General features: G+C 50.4%; 13 protein-coding genes. 3 read left to right on the forward strand and 10 right to left on the reverse strand.

The features are described from left to right. Positions 1 to 85 precede the first annotated feature (85 nt). Positions 86 to 985 (forward strand): hypothetical protein, encoded by a 900-nt coding sequence (locus tag KNQ05_RS06700; RefSeq protein ID WP_159172632.1) that lies wholly within the window; start codon positions 86 to 88, stop codon positions 983 to 985. Between the two features lie 109 nt (positions 986 to 1,094). On the opposite strand, the gene KNQ05_RS06705 is transcribed toward KNQ05_RS06700, so the two are convergent. Further along, positions 1,095 to 1,517: a hypothetical protein gene (locus tag KNQ05_RS06705; RefSeq protein ID WP_088836877.1), complete on the reverse strand. Its 423-nt coding sequence runs from the start codon at positions 1,515 to 1,517 to the stop codon at positions 1,095 to 1,097. Positions 1,518 to 1,832: 315 nt separating this feature from the next. Between KNQ05_RS06705 and KNQ05_RS06710 the strand changes: the two genes are divergently transcribed. Together KNQ05_RS06710 and KNQ05_RS06715 are read left to right on the forward strand one after the other, a co-directional pair. After that, the gene (locus KNQ05_RS06710; RefSeq protein WP_029333472.1) at positions 1,833 to 2,516 is read left to right on the forward strand and encodes a lytic transglycosylase domain-containing protein; all 684 of its coding nucleotides are present in this window, start codon (positions 1,833 to 1,835) and stop codon (positions 2,514 to 2,516) included. A 13-nt stretch (positions 2,517 to 2,529) separates the two neighbouring features. Next, on the forward strand, positions 2,530 to 3,111 hold the full coding sequence (locus tag KNQ05_RS06715) for a DUF1643 domain-containing protein (RefSeq protein ID WP_029333471.1): 582 nt from the start codon (positions 2,530 to 2,532) through the stop codon (positions 3,109 to 3,111). Between the two features lie 117 nt (positions 3,112 to 3,228). Here KNQ05_RS06715 and KNQ05_RS06720 read toward each other — a convergent pair whose 3' ends face one another. From KNQ05_RS06720 to KNQ05_RS06760, 9 genes are all read right to left on the reverse strand, one after another. Next, on the reverse strand, positions 3,229 to 3,483 hold the full coding sequence (locus tag KNQ05_RS06720) for a hypothetical protein (RefSeq protein ID WP_251132427.1): 255 nt from the start codon (positions 3,481 to 3,483) through the stop codon (positions 3,229 to 3,231). A 19-nt stretch (positions 3,484 to 3,502) separates the two neighbouring features. After that, positions 3,503 to 4,405, reverse strand: coding sequence for an acyl-ACP desaturase (locus KNQ05_RS06725; protein ID WP_088836876.1), 903 nt, complete (start codon positions 4,403 to 4,405; stop codon positions 3,503 to 3,505). Between the two features lie 277 nt (positions 4,406 to 4,682). Further along, positions 4,683 to 7,019 (reverse strand): glycoside hydrolase family 31 protein, encoded by a 2,337-nt coding sequence (locus tag KNQ05_RS06730; RefSeq protein WP_251131948.1) that lies wholly within the window; start codon positions 7,017 to 7,019, stop codon positions 4,683 to 4,685. Positions 7,020 to 7,232: 213 nt separating this feature from the next. Next, positions 7,233 to 8,756, reverse strand: a complete 1,524-nt coding sequence (locus tag KNQ05_RS06735) for a cardiolipin synthase (protein WP_088836874.1) — start codon at positions 8,754 to 8,756, stop codon at positions 7,233 to 7,235. A 112-nt stretch (positions 8,757 to 8,868) separates the two neighbouring features. Next, entirely contained in the window at positions 8,869 to 9,987 is a 1,119-nt protein-coding gene (locus tag KNQ05_RS06740) for a GTP-binding protein (protein ID WP_214765614.1), read from the reverse strand. A gap of 110 nt (positions 9,988 to 10,097) precedes the next feature. After that, entirely contained in the window at positions 10,098 to 10,967 is an 870-nt protein-coding gene (locus tag KNQ05_RS06745; RefSeq protein WP_214765611.1) for an alpha/beta fold hydrolase, read from the reverse strand. A 12-nt stretch (positions 10,968 to 10,979) separates the two neighbouring features. Then, a complete protein-coding gene (locus KNQ05_RS06750; protein ID WP_214804859.1) occupies positions 10,980 to 11,426 on the reverse strand; it encodes a DinB family protein in 447 nt (148 codons plus the stop codon). After that, positions 11,419 to 11,934 carry a GrpB family protein gene (locus tag KNQ05_RS06755; protein WP_214804861.1) on the reverse strand — a complete coding sequence of 172 codons (516 nt, stop codon included), beginning with the start codon at positions 11,932 to 11,934 and terminating at the stop codon, positions 11,419 to 11,421. Before KNQ05_RS06755 ends, KNQ05_RS06750 begins: the two co-directional genes overlap by 8 nt. A gap of 86 nt (positions 11,935 to 12,020) precedes the next feature. Further along, positions 12,021 to 14,738, reverse strand: coding sequence for a bifunctional 2',3'-cyclic-nucleotide 2'-phosphodiesterase/3'-nucleotidase (locus KNQ05_RS06760; RefSeq protein WP_214804863.1), 2,718 nt, complete (start codon positions 14,736 to 14,738; stop codon positions 12,021 to 12,023). Between the last annotated feature and the right edge of the window lie 37 nt (positions 14,739 to 14,775).

The following is a 14,775-nucleotide window of genomic DNA, read 5'->3' on the forward strand; positions in this document are numbered from 1 at the left end:
CAGTTGTCATCATCACCGATTGAGGTGATGATGACTTTTTTTTGGTATACTAGTGTTATCAACCAGCTGGAAAGGAAGTCAATTTATGGCCAAACGCCCTCTTACCCCTCGCGAATGCGAACTCGTCGTCTGTAGTCTCTATGTAATGGAACTGATTCCATTCGAAGGAATTATGGAACGACTCGAGTCGATCACGCTCCGAGACATCATCGGACCGGTCGCGACCGGTGACGCGACCCGTCAACAAGCAGCGGAGTCGCTTGATCAATACATCAAGGTGCGGCGCCGCCGTTTCCGTAACGTCCCTCCGGAACATTTATGGTCGCTCGACGACCGGATGGAGCAGGAAGCATTACGGATGATCCGTAAACGCTCTCCCCTCTCTGCCGGAGAGAAGCTCCAACCGAAAGCAATCCCGTTCGAGATGGGTGACACCGTCGAGATGAAGGTCACGGAGATTCAGGAACGCAACAGTAAAGTGACCGTCATCGGGAAAGTCGGACAAGTCACGGCAAAACTTCCCGTCGCGAACCGCCAAGCGCTCAAAGGCAGTAAAACGATAGCAGCTTGGGTGACGGGCATCGAGAAAAAACCGGCCTTGATCCACTTGTCGACTTCCGACTACGGAAAACACCAACCGTCGGCTGAAGTCCTCGCGGCATATGTGACGGCCATCCGGGGCTTACGTCAGTTTTTCGAAACGAACGAGCTGCCTTCGACAGAAGAAGTCGATTTAGCGAAATCCCTGTTCCAACGGATGATCCGCCGCGATCAAAATGACTGGTTCACGGTCTATGTCGCAATGGGCCGTCCCCAACTCGACCATGTCCGCCGCTGGGTCAAGGTCATCCAAATGCTCGGCAAGTCACTGCGTGGCGACGAAGATGCGACACGCCAACTGGCTTCACAGGAAGATCGCTTTTTCAAGGACGCGTTACTCCGTGCCTGCCGCTCCGTCGAGAAGAATCTCGATTCGCGTACGTAACCTCTTTCGACTCTCACGCATGAAATACCTATTAAATGAAACCGATTTTCCGAAACAAAAAAATGCCGCTACCGTCGAACACTTACTTCGAGGTAGCGGCATTTTGAAATTAAGTGATGTCGAGCGTCGACTCGAGGGCCCGACACGTTCTGCGGATCGTCGGTAAAAAGTCCGTTCGTTTCGCGACGCCGCCTTTAATATGAACATGATGAATCCCTTTCGTCCGTTGAATCGCCGTCAGGACCGTGACGAGTTCGACGAACCAATTCGAAATCAGTTCTACGACCTGCTCATCAAAAGCAGCCGCTCCATACACATCATACCCGTTCTCGCAGAGATGGTTCGGGAATTGTTGCTTAAACCGAAAAATTAACGTCTCCGTCGTCGGAATCGACCATTGCTGAAAGAGGATGCGTCGCTCATGATCCATCGACGTTTCAATCACTCCGTCCGTCTTTAACTTTGGCTGACTACCGATGTTCAAAATCCAACTCGTTTTCTTTCGTTCGCCAGTGGAAGTGATCGTTCGCATGGTTTCGTCCATCTCCTTTGATGTGTAAGCGTTTACTCTCTTATTCTACAAGCCGATTGACCTTTCGTGCAAGTGACAAACTAATGAAACTGAACGATGCCTTCGTCTGACGTTCAGTCTAACAAACTTTTCCGCTGTTGACGATGGCAGTAATTAACAACATTCCCCGCGTCTTACTTTTTTTAACCGCCTGGACGCAAATCGGTAAAAAATGATCGAATCCTTCGACACTATCCGTCCCGTAAAGAAATAGCTACTAGCTCCATTAAAAATGTGATACCATTCAGTGGAATCATCGAAAGAGGAGAGAACATTATGCGAAAGTTTTTACGAGTTAGCATCTTGTTCGTACTGTTCGTCCTCATCGCCGGCAGCTTCGTCTACTGGCAGAATCGGGAACGTGTCCAAAATGAATTGTATCGTACCTATTACGGGCAATACGGCGTCCCTGCCGAGAACATCGACATCTACGAACAAGCCGGTGACCGTTATGAAATCGACTGGAAGCTGTTAGCAGCAATCCATCGGGTCGAGACGATTTTTTCGAACTCTTCCGCGATGCAGTCGTCCGTCGGCGCCATCGGTCCATTCCAATTCATGCCGAAAACATGGGTCGGTTGGGGATATGAAGGTGGTACGTCGCTTGGTGACATCGAGCACGACGGGATTGATTTGACGGATCCGGAAGCAATTGAAAAGTATGGCGGTCTTGGGGTCGATGCTGACCAGGACGGCAAAGCCGATCCGACGAACCTGACGGATAGCGCCCATACGGCAGCGAAGTACCTCAACCAGCATGACGTCACGAAAACATCTGAACGCCAGACGCTCGAGTCCGCACTGTTTGAATACAATCGCAGTGAACAATATGTCGTCGACGTCCTCGCACAATATGATAATTACCAACAGCAAGTCGAGACGATTGATGCGAACGACCTCGACTTCAAACAAAAGACACTTGCCCTACTTCTTCGCGTCAGCTCACGTTTACTCAATTAAAGGAGGCACCACCATGACACAACCCGATCTTTCATCACTTCAGATCGAGGAATCGTCGATCCGCGTCAAGACGACATTTGATGCAGACAAGACGAAACGTTATTTGCGAAGCTACATCTTTGACGACATCGAGGAAGGGACGCACGTCGCCGCGATGATTTATACACCGCGGACGACGGACGCCTTTTTGTCCGGGACGACGACACAACGGGCGTATAACTTGATGAAGAAACACGTCAGTGCTCCCGTCAAACAATACGATATCATCAGCTTGATGCCTGATTTACTCGTCAGTGAAGATTTACCGTTCGCCCAGGCGAGCTATGACGAAATCAACTACCAATTCGTCGAACAGACGTTACAGCAAGTCCGGGCCAAAAATGGTGTTGTCTTATGCGGATGGGGCTCCCCCGGTCGCTTGATGCACCACTTGCCTGCATTCGAAGATTTATTCAACGAATATGCCGACATATTATACTGCTCCGGCATCACGTCTAAAGGCGAACCGAACCACTTGCGTCTGACCGTCGACGACAGCCCGATGATTACGTATCGTGAGATGCAACAAAAAGCGAAAAAACTGCGGCGTAAATAATGCGTCAACAAAAAGGTGTTCTTCCCGGTTCTTACACACGGGAGAACACCTTTTTTTAGGACGATTAAAGCATTTACGTCTGGATGCTGTCTTGTCTCATCGGTAAAGCGGTTCGAATCACTTTTCGACTTCGACTTCCAGAATAGCTTCGATTTCTGCTTCGACTTCTTTATTCACCATCTGCGAACGTTTTTTTCTCAATTCAAGATCCATTTCTTGGTCGATGAACTGGTTCGTATGCTTATCAAAACAGCTGTAACAAACCGCATGAAAGTCTTTTTCATCTGTCTTCAACGCTTTAAATTCCCACGTCTCCAGTTCCAGATAACTGACTTGGTTATTCGTTTCTTTTCCACATATTTCGCACGTCATGTTCATTCCGCTCCCCTTTTCAGACATCTTGCTTACTTTTTCCTAATTGGCGTTCTTTGATTCGTTTTAGACGTCCATGATATTTCATGATGTTCGCTTGTGATTGTTTGGCTTCTTCACTCGTCGGTTCCAAGTTCTCGATATCCCAGTATTTCACGACGACATCTAATACTTGGTCGAAGTATTGGAGTGGTCCGTAATTCGTATCGACGGCGATGGTTTTCATGCGCTCGGTAAAGTCCGGCATGACGGCACCCGGCATCGAGAAGTTAATGATGACATCTTCAAAGAACACGATGAAGTTCGGATCGAGCTCAAGGTGTGCCTTTACCGTATCGCGATAGAACGCATAGTGAAGGGCTTCGTCTTTCGCCAAACGGCGAAGCAGCGTCGCCAAGTCTTTGTCATGCGCCCCTGCCACTCTCGCGACGTTGTTATAGAAAACGAGTGTCGCAAGCTCCTGCAACGACGTATAGGCCATTGTTGCTAAAGGATTCGTAAAGTCCGGGAACCAACCACTTTCAACGACGCGTCTTCTTAATTGATGCAACCGGGTCGGATTGACGTTTCGTGTCACGAGTAAATACGTTTCGAGTAAGCTCGAATGCTGATCTTCCTCCGCCGTCCACGTACGGACGAAATCATTGATGACCTCCATCGAATTTTTAAAGGTGTAATCCAAATGCGACGTGTACCAAGGTAAATTCACTTCTGTCAGCAAGGCCGTTTCCACCGCAACGATGACACCTTCCGGAAGCGTGACTTGACTTTCCTCCCAAGGAACCCGTTTAAATGACATCGCCTTGTCCCAAGGAATGAATTCGTGATAGCTCCAGTCGATATGTGCAGAGCGTTCCTTATGTAATCGATATAATTCTTGAATGCGCGGTTCTAAACGAATATCTAAATCTGAATTTAACATGATCATGTCTCCTTTAAGATGTTTTTTTAACCTTAACCCATTTAAATGTATTTAACCATTATAATGATTTAAATCAAACTTGTTTATGGCTATAACATTTTAAGGAGCAGGTCGTATTAGCTACTGTAGACATTATAAAGTGAGACGCCGTCCTATCCAAGAAAAAAAACCTGCATTCACAGATTTTTTAAAAATCCATGCATACAGGCTTATGACTCACTTGAGAAAAATCGCTAAAATGATTTGAATACTATTCATCCTGTCGTTCATTTTCGCGTCAGTACAGCATCAATTCAAGTAAACAGTCGACGAGATCCTTCTCAAGATCCAGTGCCTGAAGCTGATGCATCAAATTGATCGGCTCAAGACGTTGCGTCAACAGACGATAGAGACGGTCCTTCAAGTCGTAGCCGATTTCCGCCTGATCGAGGAACTCATATAAGCGTTCCATCCGATTATCGTTCGTTGACATTTCGACTTGGAGCGATAACGTGACCGTTTCCGTCACTTCACCGAGCGATACCGTCAACGATTGTTTTTTCGGATCATATTCGCCCGGTAACGTTTCCCCGTCACGGACGATATACCCTTCGTTGACACCACGTAAAATCACGGTGATGACCCGTTTTTCAGGCAACAGTTCCTGTTTTCCGATTGGTGCTGCGATCGTCATCGTCCGGGCGACCCAGTCGAGTTCGAACGATGTCTCGACGTTTTCCCCGTCCCGGTGGGCGACACCGACACTGTCATCCTCAAACAGCGTGAATTGGTTCGAGGCGCCAGGGAATACGTGAACATCGAGGTGTTCCGGATTATGCAAGGCGTTCGAGTGCTCGACGTGTCGACCGAGCGGAATGATCGCGCCTGCTTTCGCCAGAACCGCCTGTTCGTCAAGCTTTCGGAACAGACGCATTTGTTTCCCGCCTGTATAACGGTGACCGGAGAAGAAATCGAACCATTCCCCGTCCGGCAACCACGCCGTCGTCGCCGCGACGTGTAATTTCTGATTCATCGGTTCGACGATCGGTGCGACCATCATTTCCGTTCCGAAATAATACTGGTTCGGGACGGCATACGCAAGTTCGTCTTCCGGATGCTCATAATACATCGGTGAGACGAGCGGCAATCCGTCAAAATGATTGCGGGCATTCATCGTGTAAATATACGGGACGAGTTGATGACGCAACCGTAAATACCGTTTCATGACTTGTTCCGCCTCGACCGAATACCGCCACGGTTCCTTCCCGTTAAAGATGCTCATCGTACTGTGCAAACGCATGATCGGGCTGAAGACACCATATTGGAGCCAGCGCGTCGATAATTCATCATCTTTTTCACCGCGCTGGTGTCCGCCGATATCGTGACTCCACCAGCCGTAGCCGATGTTCGACGCCGTCGCCGTGAAGTACGGCTGGAACTTGAGTGATGCCCAGGAGATGATCGTGTCACCGGAGAAACCGACCGGATAACGATGACTGCCGGGTCCTGCGTAGCGTGAGAAGATTAACGGACGATTGCCGTCACGGGCGATATCGAGCGCATGGTAATGATTGAGCATCCAGAGCGGGTCGAGCCCTTTAATCTTCGAGTTCGCTCCCTGTTGCCAGTCGATCCACCAAAAGTCGACGCCGTCCGCCTCATGCGGGTGATGCAGTTTCGTGAAGTAGTTTTCGATGAACGTCTTGTCCGAAAAATCAAACGGAATCCGGTCTTCCGTATCCGGATCAAGTCCCATCGCGACAGCCATCGCTTCATAGGCCTCTTCAAACCCGCGAACACCGTCCGCCGGGTGCAGGTTGAGCGTCACCATCCGGTCATCATCCTTTAACCATTTCAGGAAGCCTCGCGGATCGGGGAACAAGTCGCGGTTCCACGTATAGCCGGTCCAACCGCTCCCGTATTTTTCCGGAATGTCGGTCACGTGCCAATCCATGTCGATGACGCTGACGGAAAACGGGACGTCTTCTTTTTTGAAACGTGTCATCAAGTCTTTGTATTCTTTTTCGTTATAGCGCCAGTAACGGCTCCACCAGTTCCCTAGAACTTGACGCGGCAACATCGGCGTCGGTCCTGTTAAATGATAGAAGTCCTTCAGCGCTTGTTTGTAGTCATGACCATAACCGAAGTAATAAATATCTTTTGCCCCGTCTTGGCGCGGCTCGACGAAATGATCTTCCGTCAGGACGAACGAAGCCGAGTCGTCAATCGCCGCGTACCCTTGGCGGGAGATGATTCCTTCTTCGAGCGGAATCTCCCCGTCCGCATGGTCGAGTGTCCGCGCCGTCCCTTTGAGCGTCCGGAGCGGTCCGCCGAATGTATAGCGGCTGTAGTACGTACTGAAGTTCCCGAGCACGTCGACATATAACGTATTCTCAGCGAACGGACCTTTCGTATAGTGGAGGTGCACATGTTCCGTGATGATTTGCAATTCCGTATCGTCTTCAACGATTCGGAATGACGGGACGGGAAAATCGCGGTTCCAGACCGTTTGCGTCGGCCGGTCCTCAAAGCGACCATCCTCCGCGTATTCCATCCGAATCATCCGACTCGTCAAAATCGTGAAGCGGTAATGATCACCTTGAATGATCGCTTCCGGTCGTGCCAGTGGTTTCATGTCTCGCGTATAGAAATGGGATTCGTCAATTGTTCGCATACGGGATCAGGACGAAATCGTCCTTTTCACTTCCTTCCAAAAAGTAAGTAGTGCAACCGATGTACACCCTAAGTGTATAAAACTGTTTGTTCCCGTTTCAAGTTACAACTAATCCATTATTCAAAAAAAGTAGTCCCGCCAATGCATTATCGACGGGACTACGAACTCTGCTTTTTATAATAAGGGGGAAATCAGCCGCGAGAATGATTCGAACAGACGGAAACGAAGCGATCGCTTGACATAATCATTGGACGACAACTGAATCGAAACTTCGAAGTCATCGATGAAGTCCCGCTCAAGCTTCGATGCACTTTCCGTATCATAGAGAAACGCCATGATTTCGTAGTTGAGGACGAAACTGCGAATATCCATGTTCGCCGTCCCGACGACGCCGATCTTTCCATCAATCAACACGATTTTCGCATGGATGAAGTGACGGTTATACGTATAAATTTTCACTCCGTCTTTGAGCAATGGTCCGAAATAAGACCGCGTCCCGTAATACGACGTGAAGCTGTCCCCTCGTCCCGGCGTCAAAATCCGGACGTCGAGCCCGGCCCGTGCCGCAAGCCGCAGCAATGTCATCGTTTCATTGTCCGGAATCAAATAGGGCGTCGCAATCCAAATCGAGCGCTGGGCAGAGATGATTGCTGCAATCAGGGCATTACGGATCGCCGGATCTTTTGACGTCGGTCCACTCGTGACGACTTGTACCGCCCCGTCCGTCTCAGCGTCATGTTTCGGGAAGTAGCGTGCTAATCCGTCCTCGCCACCGAACGTCTCCCATGTATCCGTCCCTTCAAGATGCGCATAAATCCAATCATCCAAAAACGTCGCCTGCAACTCCTTGACGGCACGCCCTTCGAGTCGAAGGTGCGTATCGCGCCAAAATCCAAATTTCTTGTTTTTACCATCGTATTCATCGCCGACGTTCAATCCACCGGTAAAGCCGACTTTGCCGTCGATGACGACGATTTTCCGGTGATTCCGGAAGTTTGCCGTGAAGATGAACAAGGGACTCGAAATCGGATCATACGCGGCGATTTTTGCTCCGGCGTCACGGAGCGGACGTAAAAAGCCTTCCCCGAGCATATAACTGCCGAGCCCGTCGTACATGAAGCGGACTTCGACCCCGGCTTCTAGCCGTTCAATCAATGCTTCACGGATCGCCTTCCCCGTCTCATCGTTGCGGTAGATGTAATACTGGATGTGGACGTGATGCTTCGCACTCCGGATCGCCTCAAGAATCGCCGGGAACGTCTCCGTTCCGTTCGTCAAAATTTTACTTGCCGTATGGACATCGACCCCACCGCCACCGAAGTTTCGAATCGTGTTGGCGAGCTTCAGGTGATTTGCCGGCAATTCACTGACGGCGAGCGAACGGACCGGCCTGGTCGCTTGTTTGAGTAACATCCGCTCATCATGCGACCGGCGGTTCCGGCGACGGCGACGCGGGTTCCGACCGAACATCATCCAGATGATGACCCCGAGAATCGGTAAAAAGATTAAGACTAGAAACCAGGCAATCGTCGATTCTGCCGTCCGATTTTCAATGAAGATGATCATGATGACGGCGAGCGGCACGACGACCGCGGAAATCGTTAATACAAAATAGAGGTAATCCAATTGATACAATGTCCAAATGATACCTCCAGCGACTAAAAACACGAGCGCGAACTGTAAAACCCGATTGCGCACTTTACTTCCCCCTCTATGAAACATACTCTCTTATCGTCATTTCCCTGTTCCCTTTAAAAATATAGCAAAAAAAGAAACCACAGATGTGATTTCTTCAAAAGTTGACCTGAATTTAAAAAACGTCATCGTACATCGCGCGACCCGGAAGCGGATCGGCGAGCGAGGCCCAATCAGTTTCATCCCGCTGAACGAGGCAGGCATCGAATTGTGCTTCAAGCCGTTTTTGATCCAAACCGATCCCGATCAGGACGAGTTCCGTCCGGCGATCCGCTTGCGTCTCGAACCGTCCGGCGTATTCCATATTCGACGCATATCCTGCCTGATGAAACAAGAGTGCCACTTCCGGTCGTGTCGCGAGGAACAAAAATCCTTTCGCGCGGACGATTGTTTCCGGCCACGTCTCAATCAACGCAAGCAGGCGCTCCGGATGAAACGGGACCTCCCGCCGATAAACAAAGGATTGAATCCCGTATTCTTCCGTCTCCGGGACATGTTCCTCGGCATTGAGCTCACGGATCCAACCGGCACTTCCTGCCGCCTGCTCAAAATCAAATAAATCGACGTCAAGAATTGCTGCCGGGTCGACTTGTCCGTAGGTCGTCTCGATCAGTTTCGCCACCGGGTTCAGTGCTTTCAAATAACGGATGACTTCGAGACGTTCTTCCGCCGTCAGTCGGTCCACCTTGTTCAAGAGAAGGATATCCGCAAACTCGACCTGGTCGACGAGCAAGTCAACGACTTCCCGGACGTCCTGTTCATCAACTGCCTGTTGCCGTTCAATTAGTGATTCGCCGGACTCAAAATCTTTCAGGAAACTGTACCCGTCGATGACCGTCACCATCGCATTGATTTTCGTCGCGTCCGTCAAATCGATTCGGCTGTCTTCATCGACGTACGTAAACGTTTGGGCAACCGGAATCGGTTCCGAGATCCCGCTTGATTCGATGACGATGCCATCCAGATCACCTTGGTCGACGAGGCGACGGACTTCAACTAATAGATCATCACGAAGCGTACAACAGATGCAACCGTTCGATAACGTCACGAACGACTCCTCCGTCCGTGAAAAGCCGGCCTTTTCAATCAATGCCGCATCGATATTGACTTCACTCATATCGTTGACGATGATGGCGAGCTTCCGCCCTGCCCGATTATGTAATAAATGATTCAAGACTGTTGTTTTTCCTGCACCGAGATAACCGGACAGGACCGTGATCGGAATGCGTGACATGTAAATCGTCCCCTTTATAAATCGTAATGATTACGTTTTAAATAGTAACGATTCCGATTTAGACTGTCAAGTCCCGAAAAATTAAAAAAATCACGACAACGACCGTCCGTTCATTCAAAAAACGTCGTCCGGATCAACTGGACGATTTTTTCGGCAGCCTCTTTTGAAAAACCGGCAATCGTGTAATGGTTCGTATTCGCAATCAGATGGAATCTCGCATCCGGCAAACTATCGGCAAACCGTTCATGAGCTGCATTGATCCGTTTCGTCAAATCTTTGTTCAGCCATTTTTCAGGCATCCCGCCCGCCCAATCAGAAGCTGACAATACAAGAACCGGCGGCGTCACATGCGGGACGAGCTGTAGAATCTGCTGATTGTTGTGTGCGACGGTGTCCCACTCGTCAAGCGTGCCCCGCCAGTGATGCGTCCGGCTCAACTGCCGCCACAGCGGGACACGGTCCGCTTCCGGAAGGCTTTTGAACATCCGCGCCCCGAGATTGTCCGGAATCAACCAGGTGAGAGGACGGATATGACTGAGGACATACAAAAAACGGTTCCACTTTTCCTGCATCCGCTCATACCAGTCCGGCAGTTCAACATCGACTTCCGGATGTGACGGATCGAGCAAGACGATGCCAACCGTCTCGTCCGGGCGACGGCGCCCGAGTTCGAGCGAGATATAGGCACCGAGCGAATGACCGATGAACAGAAACGGTCCGTCGATTGTGAGTACATCCAGGACGCGTCCGAGTTCAGCCGCCTGCTGACTAAAAAATCGTTTCGTTTTGCCGCGCGAGGACTTGCCGTACCCGAGCCGTGAATATTCAAAGACGCGTCCGAGCTGCAATAACTCGCCGCGCAACCAGCCCCACTGGTGGTGGTTCGACATCATCCCGTGATCAAGGATGAATGTGACTTCGCCCGTTCCCGTCAAGCGGGTGTCAAACCGTCCGTCAACCGTCTCAACAATCCGTTCCACTTTAATCCCCCCTTATTCAAATAACGCCAGCTCGATATCGTACCCGAGCAGATTTAAGTAATCAAACAATTGTGACCGGTGATGATACAAGTGGACGGCTGCTTCCACCAACCAACCGGACGAACTGTCTCTGACGCCCCAGTAGGTCGGTTCCGTCGCAAAACCACCCGCCAGCCGGTCTTGATAATACTGCCACGACTGGTCCAAGCGGTCGACAAGCTGACCGGTCGGCACCGGGATCGCATAAAACTGCGCCATCTCCTCTGCCGTCGCGCCGGTCGCAATCCGCAAATCCGCTTCGAGCAACACGGCAAGATGGGCGGCGACTTCATATACGGACCGCTTCCCCGCAATCGGTCGCTTCTGCCAATCGTCCGGTTGAATCACTTCCATCAATCGGCTTGTCGTCCGGACACCAACGGCGACGTGCCGTTGTAACGCCTGTTGCCACTCATCCACGGGACCACCACGTGAGCGCCCGGTGTTCCATTTCCTTGACGAACGCATCCTTACCGGCGATATAGGCACTGATGTCGACCGGATGCTGCTTCGCCAGTTGTTCCTTGATGTCGCTGTAAGCTGTCGCTTCTTGCGGATGCTGCCGTAAGTAATCGCGAAAGACGACATGACGCCTGATTTCCGGACTGCCGTCCGCATAGAGATGGATGTGATGCGTCCGCGCATCGCCGCCCTTGCGGTAGTAACGCCGTCCCGGCATGCCGAACTCGCCCATGACTTCGTAACCGAGTGCTTCCATCGCCGTGTCGAACGACTCAATCTCACCCAGCGTATCGACGACCGGTAAGATGTCGATAATCGGTTTTGCCGACAGTCCCGCGACCGATGTACTGCCGATATGATGGATGCCGCGCAACCGTTGCCCGAAAATCGAACGCAGTTGTGCCGCTTCCGTTTCAAACATTTCTGCCCACACCGTTTGATACGGTGTAACGATGACTTGTCTCATACCAATCCTCTCCTCTGCTATTTAGTATGCCAGTTCTTTAAACAAAAACAAAACGACCTCAAGCGTGCGAGGTCGTTTTCGTTCGGTTATTTTTTCGTGATGAAGTAACGGGATTGATCGAGACGATCCGATGCCGTATAGACATTCATCTTGTACGAACCTGTCGCAAGACCCGTCCGCATTTTCAAGACGTAGTTGCCGTGGTTGTCGGCGACGTCTTGAGCAATCAATTGATAGCCGCTGCTCGTTTTTTCGAACAGACGGACGATTTGACGTTTTTCGACTTTGCCCGTCAACGTCTTTTTACCTGTCCATTTTTTGACCGGGTAGGTGTTTTTAATCGTGAATGATGCTTTTTTCGTGACTTTGTGCGAGATATCCGTCGATTTGACCGTGTATGTCCCTGTCGTCAAACCGTTTTTGACTGGAATCTTAAAGCCGCTCGCTGTCGTTTTTGCTTTGGCAATTTTTGTCGACCCTTTGTACAGCGTGACATCAAGTCCTGCTGTCGCTTTACCCGTCAAGACCGTCGAACCGTAGACGGCTGATTTTTTATCGATCGCCGGTGTCGCGACGAAGCCTGTTCCGACCGTGACGGTTGCTGATTTCTTCATGAATCCGAGTTCCGAGACGACCGTCAGTTTGTCACGGAGCTTGACCGGACGAACCGTTACCGCATACTTTCCTGTTTCGTCAGCAGTCGCCGTTCCGAGAACCGTCGTTCCGAGTTTGACCGTAATCTTCGCTCCGGCAACAGCTGTTCCTGTGACGACTTTCGCTCCCGGTTTGACGGTTGCGACGTTAACATTGAAGTTTTTCATCGGCACGTTCATTTCGAACTTCAGGAACGTTCCCGTTTCACCGGCACGTGTCACGCCTGTATTCGTGATTCCTTCGTAACGTTTCGTATATGCTGCTGCCGCTTCCGCTGAATCGAAGTTGACCGTCATCGGTTTACTGGCAACAAGCGACCAGTTCGCATCGGCCTTATAGTCGACCGGCTGCTTGGCTTGGATGAAGTCTGAGATGACGTTCCGTGTTTCGTACGCTGACTTGTAGACGATGTTTTTTCCGCCACCAAGACCCGGGAACGACGCACTGCCTGCACGGTAGTTGTTTGTCGCGACGAGGAATTCCTGCTCACCCGTGATTTCCTTGCCTTCGTACTTGATGTCTTGGACACGACTCGCATCCGCGTTGACGACGACGCCGTTGTAGTCATACTTCGCCGGTTTCGTAATGTCGATTTCATACGTCAATCCGTCGAGGATATCGAAGTTGTAGCTGCGGAAATCCTTGTTCAATAAATCGGTTTGTTCGCCTGATACTTCATTAAATTGCCCGGCCGACATCTCGAGCCAGTTCTTGACGTCTTTGCCCGTCACCTTGACGACTTCAAGCGTGTTCGGATAGACATATAGATCGGCGACGTTCTTCAGTGCAATCGGGCCTTTTTTAATCAACGTGTAGTCTGCCGCGTTGACTTGATTGCGTCCGCCCGTTTTGAATGGTGCACCGGCAGATAAGAGTGGCAAATCTTTATATTTCGCGAGTTCCGCATTGTCTTTTAACTGTTTTTCGACGTACCATTTTTGAGCGTTCGTGACGAACTGGACGGAATCATCATCCTGGACGAGTGCAAAGAAACTTTGGATATCGTCGTTGATCGTTCCGACTTCCTGACGGATATAGTCGAGTGTTCCTTGATGCGACTTCTCGATCAGCTTGACAGCACCGGCATCAGCGACCGTCTCTTTCGTGACGTCAGCGAGTTTCGCAGATGACGTATCGACTGTCCACTTGCCGTCGACTTGTTTTAATTGCAGATCGATGACACCGACATTTTTCCCTTGTGTGTTCGCCATGACGACCGGTTTTCCGTTAATCAGCCCTTTTTCGGCATCGACGTTCGGTAACTTATTGAATGCCGAGTCAGCTGCCGGGAACTTTCCGTGCTGGTGACCGGTCATCAAGACATCGATGTCGGCCAGTTTCGATAAGGCATACCCGACGTTCTCATCGCCGTCTTTTTGGTCGATCGTATCCCCGATTCCGGAGTGGGCCAGCGCAACGACGACGTCCGCACCAGCGTCTTTTAGTTTTTTCGCCGTCGCTTTAGCGACCGGGATGATGGCTTCCGCCGTCACTTTACCGGTCAAGTTCCCCGCGTCCCACGCCATGATTTGTGGTGTGACGACACCGAAGACGCCGACTTTGATTGTTTTCGGTTGATTGTTTTGATCCATCACTTGCCGTTCAATGATTTGATAGTCTTTTCCGTCTTCATTGTATTCCGCGACGATTGGTTGTTTCGTCACGGCGTCGAGGACGTTCGAGTTGACGAACTTGATTGAACCGCTTGAAGCACTCATCGCTGACTTCAGGAAGTCGAGTCCGAAGTTGAACTCATGGTTACCGAGCGTGACGGCGTCGTAACCGAGGTATTCCATTAATTCATACATCGGGTGTTTGCCTTTGTTGCCTTGATCGTACTGATTTTTGACATAATCCCCGAACGGCGTGCCTTGGAGTGTGTCCCCGTTATCGAACAGGAAGCTGTTCGTTTCGCCGACGACGTTTTGTTGCTGTTTGATGACTGTCGCTGCTTTGACGAGACCGATCGACTCATCTTGCGCGTCTTTGAAGTAATCATAATTCATCGAGTTTGTATGTAAATCTGTTGTTTCTAGAAAACGTAGTTTGACGACACTGTCATCTGCTGCGAGTGTTTTGACTTGGATGACGGGTGCTAACATCGGTGCGATCAACGTGGTAGCGATAATAATTTTTGTAGCCTGTTTCATCTGGTTTCCCCCTAAGATATAAATGACTGCTCAATTA

The organism is Exiguobacterium sp. s125, assembly GCF_018618605.1.
In the GTDB taxonomy this organism is placed as follows: domain Bacteria; phylum Bacillota; class Bacilli; order Exiguobacteriales; family Exiguobacteriaceae; genus Exiguobacterium_A; species Exiguobacterium_A oxidotolerans.